Consider the following 14,060-nt stretch of genomic DNA (forward strand, 5'->3'; position numbering starts at 1 on the left):
GGCGAGACCGTGATATCAAAGTTTTTTATTGACAGGCCTATTTTCGCCGTCGTCATTTCCCTGATCATTTCCATACTCGGTCTGCTTTCCATCGCAACCCTGCCGGTCGCGAAGTACCCGAACGTTACGCCGCCCCAAGTCCGCGTGTCGGCATCTTACCCCGGGGCAAACGCCGAAGTCATCGGCACGACCGTCGCCAGCGTCATCGAACGCCAAATGGTCGGTGTCGACGACCTGGTCAGCTTGGAAAGTTCCAGTAATGACAACGGGACCTATTCGCTGACGGCCCAGTTCGAAACGGGCAGTGACGGCGACATGGATACGGTCAATACCCAGAACCGAGTCAGCCAGGTTTCTTCGACCCTGCCGTCAGAAGTTACGGCGACGGGCGTTACGGTCCAGAAGTCGACGAGTTCCATGGCCATGGTATTCGCCCTCGTTTCGCCGAATGGGTCGTACGACGCTACGTTCATGAAGAACTATGCGACCCAGTACTTCATGGATGCCTTGAAATCCGTTCCCGGCGTCGGCAGTGTCCAGGAATTCGGTTCGGACTATGCCATGCGTATTTGGCTCAATCCGATGAAGATGAGTATCTTGAACGTCACGCCGACAGACGTCATCTCGGCCATTTCGGCCCAGAACACCCAGGCTGCCGTCGGTACCATCGGCGCTCAGCCGTCGGCTAACAACCAGACCTATCAGTACACCATGCGTACCGACGGTCGTCTGCAAACGGCCGAACAGTTTAAGAACGTCATCATCCGCACCAACTCCGATGGGACTATGGTCCGCGTCGGCGACGTAGCGGAAGTCAACTTAGGTTCGAAAGACTACAGCGTCACGTCCAAACTCAATGACAGTAATGCTGCCGGCTTCATGGTCAGCCTGACGTCTGACGCCAACGCCATGCAGTCTGTCAGCGGTGCGAAAGCCGTCCTTGAAAAGGCCAAGGAATCCTTCCCGTCCGATATGGACTATGAAGTCGTATACGACAGCACGAAGTTCGTCCGGGCCTCCATCGAAGAAGTTATCCAAACCTTCATCGAAGCCCTGCTCTTGGTTGCCCTCATCGTATACCTCTTCCTCCAGAGCGGCCGGTCGACACTCATTCCGTTGATCGCCGTCCCGGTATCCCTTCTCGGGACCTTTGCCCTCTTTTCCGTCCTTGACTTTTCCATCAACACCTTGACCTTGTTCGCCATGGTCTTGGCTATCGGCCTCCTCGTCGACGATGCCATCGTCGTCATCGAAGCCGTTGAATATGAAATTAAATACAACGCCCGAAGTCCGCGAGAGGCGACGATCATCGCCATGGAAAACGTACAGAACCCGGTTATCGGCGTCGCCTGCGTCTTGGCTTCGGTCTTCATCCCTGTCGCTTTCCTAAGCGGCATGAGCGGTATCCTCTACCGCCAGTTCGCCTTGACCATTGCCGTCTCGGTCCTCATTTCGGCCTTCGTCGCCCTGACCCTGACGCCGGCCATGTGCGCGACCATCTTGAATATCCATAAGCCCGAAGAAAATCCCAAGGGGATTTACAAATTCTTCAATAAATTCAATGAATGGTTCGACCGCCTCATCGCAGGCTATGGCAAGATCCTGGCTCACTTGCAGCTCCACCTGCGCTGGTGCGTCGTCTTCCTGATCGTCATCAGTGCGGCTACCCTCGGCGTCTTCCGGGTCATGCCGACGGGCTTCGTACCGGCTGAAGACAGTGCCTTCGTCATGATGGATATCACCCTTCCGGAAGGCATTTCTCAGACGGAAACGAAGAAAATCAGTGAAGACATGGGTAACTGGCTCAAAGAACAGCCCGGCGTATCGACGGCCATGAATATCGTCGGCTACGGCCTTCTGGCAGGCGGCCAGAAGTCGAACGCCGCCGCTGCCTTCATCGGCCTTGACGACTGGGATGAACGGACGACGAAGGATCTCTCCGTCGACGCTTTGATGGGTAAAATCATGGCCCGCGGCGCCCAGATTCCGCAAGCCTCGATCATCGCCTTAAACCCGCCGCCAATCGACGGCATGGGTACGTCGTCAGGCTTCACCATGCAGCTCGAAGACCGGGGCGGCCATACGACGGCCGAACTGTCAGAAACGGCACAGAAAGTCATCGCCGCTGCCCGTCAGCGTCCGGAAATCGGTTCGGTCTACACCGCTTTTGCGGCGGATACACCGGGCTATGAGCTCGAAATCGACCGCGACAAAGTCGCCCGTGAAGGCGTCTCCCTGAGCGACCTCTATTCGACGCTCCAGTCCTTCTACGGTTCCTATCAGGTCAATGACTTCACCATCTTTGGCCGTAACTTCAAGGTTATCGTCCAGGCTTCTCCGGAATTCCGTGAAACCGTCGATGCCAACAACCATATCTATGTCCGCAACTCGAGCAACCAGCTCGTTCCGGTATCGAATTTCGTTCGTCCGAAACCGATGGGATCGGCATCGATCATCACTCGTTTCAATGACTATCCGGCTATTACCATCCAAGGGGCTCCGGCCAATGGCTACAGCTCCGGCGACGCCATTAAAGCTTTGGAAGAAATCGCAGCCGATACCCTCGGCGAAGGCTATGCCTACGAATGGAGCGGCATGAGCCGTGAAGAAATCGAAGCCGGCAACAAGACGGTCTACGTCTTTGCCTTGGCCATCCTCTTCGTCTTCCTCGTCTTGGCAGCCCTCTATGAAAGCTGGAAAGTTCCCTTTGCCGTACTATTCAGTCTGCCGGCCGGTGTCTTTGGGGCAGCCGTCTTTGCCTACCTCCTGAGCCAGCAGAACAACATCTACTTCCAGATCGGTATCCTGGCCGTCATCGGCCTGGCTGCCAAGAACGCCATCCTGATCATCGAATACGCCAAAGTCCGTGTCGATGAGCGCGGCATGGATCCCGTGTCGGCTGCTATTGAAGCCGCCAAGATCCGTCTGCGCCCGATCATCATGACGTCCCTGGCCTTCGTCGTCGGCTCCATCCCGCTGGCCATGGCCTCCGGTGCCGGTGCTGCATCCCGTGTCAACATGGGGATCACCGTCGTCTTCGGTACGTCCGTTGCGACTATCGTCGGCGTCTTCCTCATTCCCATGATGTTCATCATCGTCGAAAACTTTGGACATAAAAAGGTGAGACCAAAGAGTGAAGTCGGACGGCTGAAAGACATGTAGCCTCCGGTTCATACCTTGTTTTATACTATCAGCACGCTCTGTCCTTTTGGGCAGGGCGTGTTTTTTTGTAGCTTCCATCCGTCTTTTTTGATCCGCCGAAAGTATGGAAAAGGGGATACAGAGGCCGTACATCTATCGGTTTTGACACACTTTGTATTGACAGAATCCGACTTTCTATGTTATATAGTAATGAGGTAAATGAGAAATCCGTCTTTTACCATGGCTGACATCGGAGGGACTGCACCGCGAGTCCCGGAGATCCGGTCATGGCAGCTGTTTTCCTTTCACAGGCATGAATCACTGTCGGCACGATCTAAATAGTGTAAGCCTTTTCCCTTGGAGGGAAGAGTCCTTATAGCGTTTTATGGTGGTAAAAAAGGAGGCAACAATATGAATGTATTCTCACGATTTATGAAATTGGCCGTCGTCGTGGCAGTCAGCCTTTTGGCGATGGCCGTCCTCGGTGGCTGCGGCAGCTCCGACAAATTTGCCGGCGAATGGACCGGTACCGGGCGCTACAACCAGACCGATTTTGACTGCTTTTATGATTTAAAGATCGAGAAAGACGGCAATGGCAACGGTTATACCATCGAACAGACCCGCTCCTATTGGAATGCCAAGGAAAGCATAAGCGGCAGCAGCGCGTCCTACAGTTGGCAGAATGAAACGGAAAAACTGACGGGGAATCTCCAAAACGAGGTATTGGAAATTTCGGGCAATACCCAGGCATCCCTGACCTATAACGAAGAAAAAGAAGAACTCCAGTATAAGACCGGCGATTCCATCATTACCCTGCAAAAGAGCAAAGACGCAGCCGGTGACTTGGATTCCTTTAAAAATCGTCAAAAAGAAGAACTGCTGGATAAGTTGAATAAAGAGGGGAAAAACTTCTCTTTTACAGAGTAAACAGGTATTTTAGGGTATAAGGAGGTAATCAAATGCGTTCACTGTCAAAATTCATGAAATTGATTGTCTTTGCTGCTGTCAGCATTTTTGCCGTTGCCTTTCTTACCGGCTGCTTTAATTCGAAAAGCGTCGACTATTCCGGTCAATGGGTCGGCTACGGAAAAACGGGGTTCCCGAAAGAAATGGACTGCGTCTATGATGTCAAAATTGAAAAGAATAACGATGGCTATATCGTCAGCTTAGAACGGAGTAATTGGGAATTAAAAGATATTCCCGATCCGGGCTTAATCGACAGCATCGTCAACCAGGACAATCAGCAGTATGAATGGACGACGATGAAGGAAATGAACCTCAAGGCAGAGGAAAAAGATAACACCCTTACGACGACGACGGAAAATCCCCTGACCTTTACCTATCAGGAAAAAGACGGTGTCTTGGAACTGTCCTTTAAAGACTATTCCCATCAGGATGAACAGGTAACGGTACAGCTTCATAAGGCTGTGAAGGGAGAAATAGAAGACTTTAAGAACCGCTCGAAAGAAGACCTTATAAAGGCCATGACACCGGAAAATCGCCATTCCTTCAAGGAATGATCGTGACCGAGGTCAAAAGGAATAACATGACATGAAAAAAGGACTGCCGATTCAAAAAGATGAATCAGCAGTCCTTTGACGTATAAGCGATTATTACGCCGTTAGCAGGATTCTGACAAGACCCGTTCTTTTAATTCCAAATAGCGGGTCGTAAAATACGGTGTCAGCTGGGCTTCGCGCAGGTCGTTGCCGAAGGGGCGGCGGCTGATGGAAAGGATGGGCGGGCTCTGGATCCGTTTGGCAACGGCAAAGCCCGAGAGGAGACGCCACCACCGTTCGAGGTCGTCGATGAATTCCTTGGCTGTCGGAAATAATTGGTGGACGTCGACAGTGCAGCCGATGTTCTTTTCCAGGGTTCCGTCGAGATACCAGGTCAGGATCGATTCGGGCGTAGCCCTTTGCCAGCGTTCGACGAAGGCGGCGAAGAGGTAGTCGTGATAGGGATAGATGAGGGGGTCGCCCTGTCCCTTGGTGATATCCTGTTTGTTCGACAGTTCGGCGCTGGGGACGATGTCGATGCTGCCCTGAGGGACGACATGGCGGCCGAAGACCTCGTCGTTGAGGTAGTGGGCCAGTTCGTAGACCTGATGCTTCCAGAGATCAGCCGTGGCGGCTAAATAGCCGGCGCTGTCGCCGTAGAGGGTGGCATAGCCGACAGACGTTTCGGCCTTATTGGCGTTGCACGTGAAGACGCCGCCAAAGGAGGCTGCCGCAGCGGCCAAGATGCGGCTCGAGCGGTCCCGGGCCTGGATGTTTTCTTCGATGAAGCTGGTCAAGGCGAGGCTTCCCTTTTCCTTTTCGCCCTGATGGAGGACGGTTTCCCTGAACTGCTTGCGCGTCAGCTCCAGGCTGTCCTGGACGGGGATGACCGTATACAGGCAGCCGATGTTGTCGGCCAGTTCTTTGGCCAGGCTCTTGGTCGTGTCCGAATTGTAGCAGCTGGGCATGTTGACCAAGAGGATGTCCTCCGGCGGCAGGACCGTCGCATAGAGGGCGGCGTTGACGGCCGAATCGATGCCGCCCGATACGCCGATGACGACTTTATGGACACCGATGGCATCCATGAAGTGCTTGAGGCCGTAGTGGAGGCTGTCGTAAATATCTTCAATCTGGGACTTTTCCGGCTGCACCTGAGACGGAGACGTAAAGGTCTGCGTCGTTTCGTCAAAGTCGACGAGGAGGAGCTCTTCCGTAAAGGGCTTGCAGGCGCTGTGGTGGCTGCCGTCTTTTTGGTAGGTGCTGCTGGCGCCGTCAAAGGTATAGATGTTCTTGCCGTTGTTCTGGATGCCTGTACAGTTGACGTAGACTGCCGGGCAGTGAATCTTGTCGATGGCCTGGCCGAAGAGGCGGTGGCGGCGTTGGGTTTTTCCTAAGGTAAAGGGCGAGTTTGAAATATTGACGAACAAGTCGATATCGTACATCTTGCCTAAATAGTGCATCGGTTTGAAAGGATAGTTTTCATCCCAGCTGTCTTCGCAGATGAGGGGGCCGATGCGGAACTTGCGGCCGTCGTCGAAGGAAATCTGGACGGGCGACAAGAAGTCTTCCGGGAAGGCGTGCCGTTCCTGGGCGACTTCGATGAGGGACGTAAAGTAGCGGATGTCGCTGAATTCCCGGTAATTGGGAAGGAGGGTCTTGATGTAGAAGGGGTAGGGCGAACGGGCAGGGGACAGCCATTGGCCGTTGTAGGCGATGAACATGGCGTTATATTTTCGCGTCCGGCCGTCGAGGTTGACCCGGTCCGTTTCTTTGGCTACGTTGCCGAAGATGATGGCCATGCCCTGAGACAGGTCGCGGATTTCTTCGCCGAAGCGGACGCATTCGTCGATGTAATCGGGCTGGTCCCAGATGTCGCCGATGAAGTAGCCGGGAATGGCAAGTTCCGGGAAGACGACGATGTCACAGCGGGCTGCCTTGGCCTTGGCGATGAAGTCCTTCATGACCGCCGCGTTCTGCCGAGGATTGCCGGGATAGACCCGGGTCTGGGCGAGTGCTATTTTAAACAAGGAAAAGCCTCCTTTTCATAGGTGAGAATCTATATACTACCTCATCTTATCATAAAACGGTAGCTGCGAAAAGGTTGGCCGCCTGCGGTCGGCGAAAAAAACATGACAGAATGGCGTCCTTGCGGTATACTTAATGTATTATCAAGATTGAAGGAAGGTCTTTCATGAAAACGCTGCTCACCATTTTGAATGCGAAATTTATTCACTCGTCCCTGGCCATTCGCTGCCTGACGACGGCCTGCGCCCACCGAGGCGTCGCCGTCGATGCGGCTGAATATACGATCAATCAAAATCCCTACGACATCCTGCGTCACATAGCAGCCTTTAAAGCCGACGTCATCGGCTTTTCCTGTTATATCTGGAATATTGAAATGACCTGCCATATCATCACCTTAGTCAAAAGCGTCTTCCCCGAAACGAAGATCTTCGTCGGCGGTCCCGAAGTCTCCTATACGGCCCGCCAGGTCCTTCTTGACTGCCCGGATATCGACTACGTCCTCCAGGGCGAAGGGGAAATCATGGTGCCGGATTTCCTGACGGCTCTCGAAAAGGGGGGAAGACGGGACGGATATTCCCGGCGTTCTCGGCCACGTTGACGGAAAGATTCAAGGCGATGAAACCTTTCAGGAAATCGACGACCTCGACAGCCTGCCCTTCCCCTATGAAAATCAGGACTTTCGCGACCTCGACCACCGCATCATGTACTACGAAAGCTCGAGGGGCTGCCCCTTTCACTGCCAGTACTGTCTGTCGGGGATGAACGACCGCGTCCGTTTCCGCTCAGTGCCGCTGGTCTTAAAGGAATTACAGGCCTTCGTCGACGCCGGCGTGTCTCAGGTAAAATTCGTCGACCGGACCTTTAACTGCAACCCGAGCCACCACCGGCCTTTAGTGGAATATATGATCGGCGTCGAGAAACCGGTCAACTTCCATTTGGAAATCGAACCGGCCGTCTTGACCGACGACGACATCGATTTACTGGCCAAGGCCCCGAAGGGACGCATTCAATTGGAAATGGGCATTCAGACGACGTATGAGCCGACATTGAAAGCTATCCGCCGCCACAACGACTGGCCGCGGATCACGCACATCATGGAGCGCCTCGTCGCCCTCGATACGATGCACCTTCACCTCGACCTCATCGTCGGCCTGCCCTATGAAGACTATGATCACCTGCGCCAATCCTTCAACGACATCTATGCCCTGCGGCCCCATAAGCTGCAAATCGGCTTTTTAAAGCTCCTCAAAGGCTCGGGCATTCGCCGCGATTATCCCGACGATTACCGCTATGACCCGAAAGGCCCTTACGAAGTACTGGCCACGACCTGGCTTCCTTATGAAAAGGTGGCCTATTTGAAGGTCTTTGAAGACGTCTTCGAGCGGACGTATAACTCGGGAAAGTTTACGTATCTCTTGGCCTTTCTGGGCCGCCGGTATGCTCCGGATTACATGAAGCTCTATGAAGTCTTGACAGATGAGTGGCTTGTCCTTCATAATGACCAAAAGGCCCTGTCTGACGATACGCTGTGCCGTTTCCTCGGCCATTGCCTGGAGGATATACTGGATCTTGCGGAGGATCAAAAGGCTCTGGCCAAAGAACTCTTGGCCCTCGACATGCTGACCTTTTTCCGCTTCCGCCTTCATCCCGATTTCCTCGGCTGGCTGCCGGCAGCGCGCCGTGAGACCGACCATATCTTCCGCCATGAAGATTGGCTCTGCCGCTATATTCCCGACTATCGATTTACGAACTGGCGCGACATCAAGATGCGCTACTATATCTGGCCTGTCAGTCAGGCCATGAAGGCTGAACTGAGCCGGTACGGGACGGTTCCCGACGGCCCGGCCTATATCATTGCCGAGAAGAAGAAAGAACGGGCCGACTGGTTCGTCATTCCGGCAAAAGGAGAGACTTTGTGAACGAACGCTACCGTGTCTATTCGACCTATTTAAAAGAAACTTACGGAGAAAAAGTATATAAGCTGCCCATCAGCATCCCCGATACCTGTCCCAACCGCGACGGTACCCTGGGCGTCCGGGGCTGTGCCTTCTGCGGCTCCATCGGTGCCGGCTATGAAAACCTGCCGGCCTCGGTGACCATCGAACAGCAGATCGAGCAGAATATGGCCCATATCAAGCCTAAATACAAGGCCAATAAATTCATCGCCTACTTTCAGAATTTTACCAATACCTACCTGCCGCCCGACCGCTTCCAAGACTTCCTGACGGCGGCCTGCCGGCCCGATATCGTAGGTCTTGCCATTGCCACCCGGCCGGACTGCCTCAATGAAACCTATCTCGACATCATGGCCGACGTAAAGCATCAGTACGGCGTCGACATCCTCGTCGAGCTGGGCCTCCAGACGGCCAACTACAAGACCTTGACCAAGATCAACCGCGGCCATACGACGGCAGAATACGTCGATGCCATGATGATGCTCCGCGATTACCCCTTCCGGGTCTGCACCCACGTCATCCTCGACCTCCCTTGGGATACGATGGAAGACACCATCGAAACGGCTAAACTCGTGTCGGCGGCCGGTACGGATGAAGTCAAGCTCCACGCCCTGTACATCATAAAGAATACGGCCATGGCCGAATGGTACGCCAAGGGAGAAATAAGCCTTTTCACCTGCGAAGAGTACGTCCGCCGCGTCGTAGCCTTCCTCGAATACAGCCGGCCGGATATCGTCTTCCAGCGCCTCATCGGCAGAGCGCCGAAAGAGGCGACGGATTTTGCCAACTGGGGCATGGGCTGGTGGCGCATTCGCGATATGATCGACGAAGCCTTAGAACGCCGTGACACCCGTCAAGGCGCCTTGTGCGACTATCTGCACGGTAAAGCTGTCCGTAAATTCATGACATAAAGGAGATTATTTTGGTAGAAAAGAAACTGCAATTTTCCGATTTGCGTGAAGCCCGGGCCGTCCTGGGCATGAAAGATGAATTTTTAAAGACGATGCAGCGTGAATTTCCGGACTGCCGCATTGCCGTCCGCGGCGACACGGCCATGATCGTCGGCAGTGAGCAGGAAGTCGAACAAGTCCTGGACGTCTTCGGCGCCCTGCGCTACCTGTTCCGGGAAAATACCTATCTCACGACGCAGCACGTCCGCTACTCAGCGGGCCTCATCAAAGCCGGGCGGGGCGAAGAGCTGCACGCTCTCTATGAAGATACGGTCGGCATTTCCGCCCGCCACCGCCTGATCAAGCCCAAGACGCTGGGACAAAAAAAATACGTCGACTCTATCCGGAAGAACCTCGTTACCTTCGGCATCGGCCCTGCCGGTACGGGGAAGACCTATCTGGCCGTGGCCCTGGCTGCTTTTTACTTAAAGAATCGTGAAGTCGAACGCATCATCCTGACCCGTCCGGCCGTCGAAGCCGGCGAAAAGCTGGGCTTTCTGCCCGGGGACTTGCAGGAAAAAATCGACCCGTACCTGCGCCCCTTGTACGACGCCTTGGCCGATATGTTCGGCTATGACCAGTTCCAAAAACTCATCGACCGCAACATCATCGAAGTGGCGCCTTTGGCATATATGCGCGGCCGGACCTTAGAAGAATCGTTCATCATCCTCGACGAAGCCCAGAATACGACGCGGGAACAGATGAAGATGTTCCTCACCCGTATGGGCAATCATTCGCGGGTCGTCGTCAACGGCGATGCCACCCAGATCGACCTCGTCGACCGCCGCATGTCGGGCCTTACAGAGGCTGAAAAGATCCTCGACGGCGTGAAGGGCGTCGGCATGGTCCACTTCAGCGACGAAGACGTCGTCCGCCACGACATGGTCGGCCGCATTATCAGAGCCTATGAAAATTATTATAAAGATAAATGATCTGCCCGAAAGGACAGGGGGACACTGTATCAAAGGGGGTACCACTCGTGCATATCAACATCAACTATGAAGATCCTTCATTCGAACAGGAAGACTATGAAAAAGTTATCGAACGGGTCTGTGAAGAAGCGGCCTTGGTTTACGGTCTCGGACCGAACGCCGAAATCAGCATTCTCTTGTGCCACAACGACTACATCCACGCCTTGAACAAACAGTACCGCAATATCGACCGGCCGACGGACGTCCTGTCCTTTGCTCTCAATGAAGGGGAAGAAGACGGCTATGAAGGCCCGGACACGGCCCTTTTGGGGGATATCATCATTTCCCTTGAAAAAGTACAGGAACAAGCCGATGAATACGGCCATTCCTTCGAACGGGAACTGGCTTACCTCACCATTCACGGCATGCTGCACATCTTAGGCTACGACCACATGGAACCGGAAGACAAGGCCGAAATGCGCAAAGAAGAAGAATTTATCTTACAGCGCCTGGATTACGTCCGCCAAGGCGAAGAATTATAAGGAGGACCTATTATCGTTATGGAATCGTTTAAATCGGGATTCGTCGCCGTCGTCGGCCGCCCCAACGTCGGTAAATCGACCCTTATCAACCGCATTATCAAGCATAAAGTCTCGATCGTCTCCGATAAGGCTCAGACGACGCGCAACCGCATCCTCTGCATCCATACGGACGAGGCTTGTCAGATCGTCTTCCTCGACACGCCGGGGATCCACAAGCCCAAGCATAAGCTCGGGGAATTCATGGATGAAGCGGCTTACCAGTCCCTGCGCGATATCGACGCCGTCCTGTTCCTCATCTCGGGCAATGAAAAGAAGGGGCCCGGCGACTTATTCGTCCTCGACAAAATAAAGGATACAGGCGTTCCCGTCTTCTTGATCATCAATAAAGTCGACCTCATGAGCAAGGAAGAGATCCTGACCAAGATTACCGAATACGCCGAACTCTATCCCTTTGCCCAGGTCATTCCCATTTCGGCCTTGAACGGAGACAACGTCGACGCCGTCGTCGAAGAACTGCGCAAGATCTTGCCGGAAGGACCGAAATACTTCCCTGACGACATGATCACCGACCAGCCCGAACGGCTCTTGGTGGCCGAAATCGTCCGGGAAAAACTGTTCCGCTGCACCCGCGACGAAGTGCCCCACGCCATCGCCGTCTTTACGGAAGAAATGAAAGACCGGGGCAACCATAAGGTCTATATCCGGGTCACGGTATACGTCGAACGGGATTCGCAAAAGCGCATCGTCATCGGCAAGAACGGGGCTGTCCTGAAAGAAATCGGCAACCTGGCCCGTCAGGAAATCGAAAATCTCCTCGGTTCTTCGGTCTACCTCGACATCTGGGTCAAGGTCAAGCGGGACTGGCGCAACAAGGCGGCAGCCCTCAGCGAATTCGGCTATAAAAACGAGTAGGGGGCCGGCAAGATGGAAGCACAACTCATCGTCCAATGTTTTCTTGTTTTTCTGATCTGCCTGATCATCAGCGCCGTCTGCGTTACGGGGAAGTTCGCCTTTGCCCAGCTGCGCAGGGAATATTTGGAAGAACTCATCCGCGACGGCGACGTATCCTTAAGGCCTTTGCTGTCTCTCTATGATAAGCCCATTATCTTCCTGGCGACGGCCCAGCTCGGCATGGCCCTGTCGGGCCTCATTGCCGGGGCTGCCGGATTCTGCATTCTCTACAGCCTTTACGGCCTCCTCGAGCCCTATGTCGGTCATGTCTGGATCTTATGGCTCATCGACGTCGTCGTGGCCGTCATCCTCTGCTTTATTCTCTGGGTCTTTGGCGAACTGATTCCGAAATCCGTCGGCCTCCAGCGGCCGGAAAAGAGCCTGCGCATGGTCCACCGCCTCATCCATCCCTGGAGCCATCCGCTCCTGCCCTTCATCGTCTTCGGCAACGGCCTGGGGCGGCTCATCCTGGCCGACCGCGGCCTTGACGTTACCAACGAAATCGACTTGGCTCATTCGGAAGATGAAATCCGGATGCTCATTACGGCCAGCCATAAAGAAGGGAAGATCGACCAGGTCGAAAGCGAACTCATCGGCAACGTCTTTGATTTTGCCGACCTCTTAGCGAAAGAAATCATGGTGCCCCGTCAGGATATCGTCTGTCTCTATACGGAAGAGACGATGCACCAGCATTTGCAGACCATCCGCCAGTCGCGGCACACGCGTTACCCCTTGTGTGAAGATGACAAGGACCATATATTGGGCCTGGTCCACATCAAGGACATTATGGATCTCTATATCCATAAGCGTAGCAACCTCAACCTCATCAAGCGGCCGATCCTGACCATTCCGGAAATTATGCCGGCGTCGAAACTGCTCCAGCTCATGCGCATGCGCCGGACCTACCTGGCCATGGTCGTCGATGAATACGGCAGCACCGTCGGTCTCATCGGCCTGGAAGACATCTTAGAAGAACTGGTCGGCGCCATTCAGAATGAGCACACCCATGAAAAAGAAGAAATCCAGCCCCTGCCCGACGGAGCCTACGAATTTGCCGGGACGGTCCTCCTCGACGACGTCGAAGAGCTGCTGCACATCCCCGTCGAAGAGGACGTCGATACCGATACGATCGGCGGCTACGTCTTTAATGCCTTAGGCCATACACCGATTGTTCACGACGAAGTCACCATTGGAAACTACCGCTTTGAGGTCCTTGAAATGCAGCGCTTCCGCATCGTTCGCCTCAAGGCCGTTCCCATTCCGCCGCCGCCCGTAGCAGACGCCGGGTCGGGGGAAGGGGACGGTGACAGCCATGGCGACTAATCGATCCTTCGGTCAGCGGCCGTCACGACCTTACGACGGCATCATCCTGGCCGTCAAAAAGACGAGTGCCAAACAGCTGGTCCTGACCATTTTGACGCACCAAGAAGGGATTCTCCACGTCCTGGCCCGGCGCAGTACTCAGGGGAAGATGGGCTACGGTGCCTTGGCGCCTTTGGCGGAGATTTCCTTCGACGTCTTTGAAAAGGACGGCGTCCACACCTTGACCGAGTACGACTGCCGTGCCAATTGGCGCCTTCGCGACCTGACCTGGGACGGCTACGTCTATTCCCAGATTTTCGTCGAAATGGTGCTCCTTCTCACGGCGAGCGGAGAAAAAGATGAAGAACTGTACCGCTTGGTCCGCCTCTACGGACGGGCCATCGAAGTGAAAGACGTCCGCATCGTCACCCTCATCGCCGGCTGGCAGCTCCTGGCGCTGACGGGCTTTCTGCCGGAAACGGACGAGGCCCGCATCTTTTACCGCGGCCGGGGCTACTGTGACCAGCCCGTTTACTACATCGACTACCAGGATCGGGGCGACATGGCCGAACTGCCGCTTACGCCGGCTGTGCGCCAAACGTGGCAGACCCTTATCCGATATCCCTGGGGGACGGACGAAAAAATAAATCTGCGCAGGGGAGACCTGAATTTTTTAGAAGCCCTGCTCTATAACTACGTCAACCAGTGCAGCGAGGGGCAGATGAAAACGCCGGACTTATTGAAAACCGGCCTGCCGCCGCAGCCGTAAAGAGCCCGAAAGAAC

12 protein-coding genes are annotated in these 14,060 nt (G+C 54.4%); 11 read left to right on the forward strand and 1 reads right to left on the reverse strand.

The genetic code is table 11. From position 1 onward, the window contains the following. Positions 1-9: 9 nt before the first annotated feature. The 3 genes from TX77_RS03575 (at position 10) to TX77_RS03585 (ending at position 4,661) form a co-directional block, all read left to right on the forward strand. The gene (locus TX77_RS03575; RefSeq protein WP_044503472.1) at positions 10-3,162 is read left to right on the forward strand and encodes an efflux RND transporter permease subunit; all 3,153 of its coding nucleotides are present in this window, start codon (positions 10-12) and stop codon (positions 3,160-3,162) included. Positions 3,163-3,552: 390 nt separating this feature from the next. After that, complete coding sequence (locus TX77_RS03580) at positions 3,553-4,068, forward strand: hypothetical protein (protein ID WP_154651853.1); 516 nt, start codon at positions 3,553-3,555, stop codon at positions 4,066-4,068. A 32-nt stretch (positions 4,069-4,100) separates the two neighbouring features. Further along, entirely contained in the window at positions 4,101-4,661 is a 561-nt protein-coding gene (locus tag TX77_RS03585) for a hypothetical protein (RefSeq protein WP_044503474.1), read from the forward strand. Positions 4,662-4,762: 101 nt separating this feature from the next. On the opposite strand, the gene nadE is transcribed toward TX77_RS03585, so the two are convergent. Next, positions 4,763-6,667 carry an NAD(+) synthase gene (gene nadE, locus TX77_RS03590; RefSeq protein WP_044503475.1) on the reverse strand — a complete coding sequence of 635 codons (1,905 nt, stop codon included), beginning with the start codon at positions 6,665-6,667 and terminating at the stop codon, positions 4,763-4,765. Between the two features lie 164 nt (positions 6,668-6,831). Here nadE and TX77_RS14000 point away from each other — a divergent pair, with 164 nt between their 5' ends. The 8 genes from TX77_RS14000 (at position 6,832) to recO (ending at position 14,045) form a co-directional block, all read left to right on the forward strand. Continuing rightward, complete coding sequence (locus TX77_RS14000; protein ID WP_230198020.1) at positions 6,832-7,263, forward strand: cobalamin-dependent protein; 432 nt, start codon at positions 6,832-6,834, stop codon at positions 7,261-7,263. Between the two features lie 103 nt (positions 7,264-7,366). Continuing rightward, the gene (locus TX77_RS03595) at positions 7,367-8,584 is read left to right on the forward strand and encodes a B12-binding domain-containing radical SAM protein (RefSeq protein ID WP_230198021.1); all 1,218 of its coding nucleotides are present in this window, start codon (positions 7,367-7,369) and stop codon (positions 8,582-8,584) included. Continuing rightward, complete coding sequence (gene mnmL, locus TX77_RS03600) at positions 8,581-9,531, forward strand: tRNA modification radical SAM protein MnmL/YtqA (protein WP_044503476.1); 951 nt, start codon at positions 8,581-8,583, stop codon at positions 9,529-9,531. Before TX77_RS03595 ends, mnmL begins: the two co-directional genes overlap by 4 nt. Before the next feature lie 11 nt (positions 9,532-9,542). Next, positions 9,543-10,502 (forward strand): PhoH family protein, encoded by a 960-nt coding sequence (locus TX77_RS03605; protein ID WP_373691827.1) that lies wholly within the window; start codon positions 9,543-9,545, stop codon positions 10,500-10,502. Between the two features lie 47 nt (positions 10,503-10,549). Next, entirely contained in the window at positions 10,550-11,023 is a 474-nt protein-coding gene (ybeY, locus tag TX77_RS03610) for an rRNA maturation RNase YbeY (RefSeq protein ID WP_044503477.1), read from the forward strand. Between the two features lie 18 nt (positions 11,024-11,041). After that, positions 11,042-11,935 (forward strand): GTPase Era, encoded by an 894-nt coding sequence (gene era / locus TX77_RS03615; protein WP_044503478.1) that lies wholly within the window; start codon positions 11,042-11,044, stop codon positions 11,933-11,935. Between the two features lie 12 nt (positions 11,936-11,947). Continuing rightward, the gene (locus TX77_RS03620; RefSeq protein WP_044503479.1) at positions 11,948-13,297 is read left to right on the forward strand and encodes a hemolysin family protein; all 1,350 of its coding nucleotides are present in this window, start codon (positions 11,948-11,950) and stop codon (positions 13,295-13,297) included. Beyond that, positions 13,287-14,045: a DNA repair protein RecO gene (gene recO / locus TX77_RS03625; RefSeq protein ID WP_044503480.1), complete on the forward strand. Its 759-nt coding sequence runs from the start codon at positions 13,287-13,289 to the stop codon at positions 14,043-14,045. The genes TX77_RS03620 and recO overlap by 11 nt, the downstream gene beginning before the upstream one ends. Positions 14,046-14,060: the final 15 nt, after the last annotated feature.

It is taken from the genome of Megasphaera massiliensis (assembly GCF_000455225.1).
In the GTDB taxonomy this organism is placed as follows: Bacteria; Bacillota; Negativicutes; order Veillonellales; family Megasphaeraceae; genus Megasphaera; species Megasphaera massiliensis.

Coding starts and splice junctions, on each gene's coding strand:
- TX77_RS03580 (WP_154651853.1), top strand. CDS start 3,553: ATGAATGTATTCTCACGATTTATGAAATTGGCCGTCGTCGTGGCAGTC.
- TX77_RS03585 (WP_044503474.1), top strand. CDS start 4,101: ATGCGTTCACTGTCAAAATTCATGAAATTGATTGTCTTTGCTGCTGTC.
- TX77_RS14000 (WP_230198020.1), top strand. CDS start 6,832: ATGAAAACGCTGCTCACCATTTTGAATGCGAAATTTATTCACTCGTCC.
- TX77_RS03595 (WP_230198021.1), top strand. CDS start 7,367: ATGTACTACGAAAGCTCGAGGGGCTGCCCCTTTCACTGCCAGTACTGT.
- era (WP_044503478.1), top strand. CDS start 11,042: ATGGAATCGTTTAAATCGGGATTCGTCGCCGTCGTCGGCCGCCCCAAC.
- TX77_RS03620 (WP_044503479.1), top strand. CDS start 11,948: ATGGAAGCACAACTCATCGTCCAATGTTTTCTTGTTTTTCTGATCTGC.
- recO (WP_044503480.1), top strand. CDS start 13,287: ATGGCGACTAATCGATCCTTCGGTCAGCGGCCGTCACGACCTTACGAC.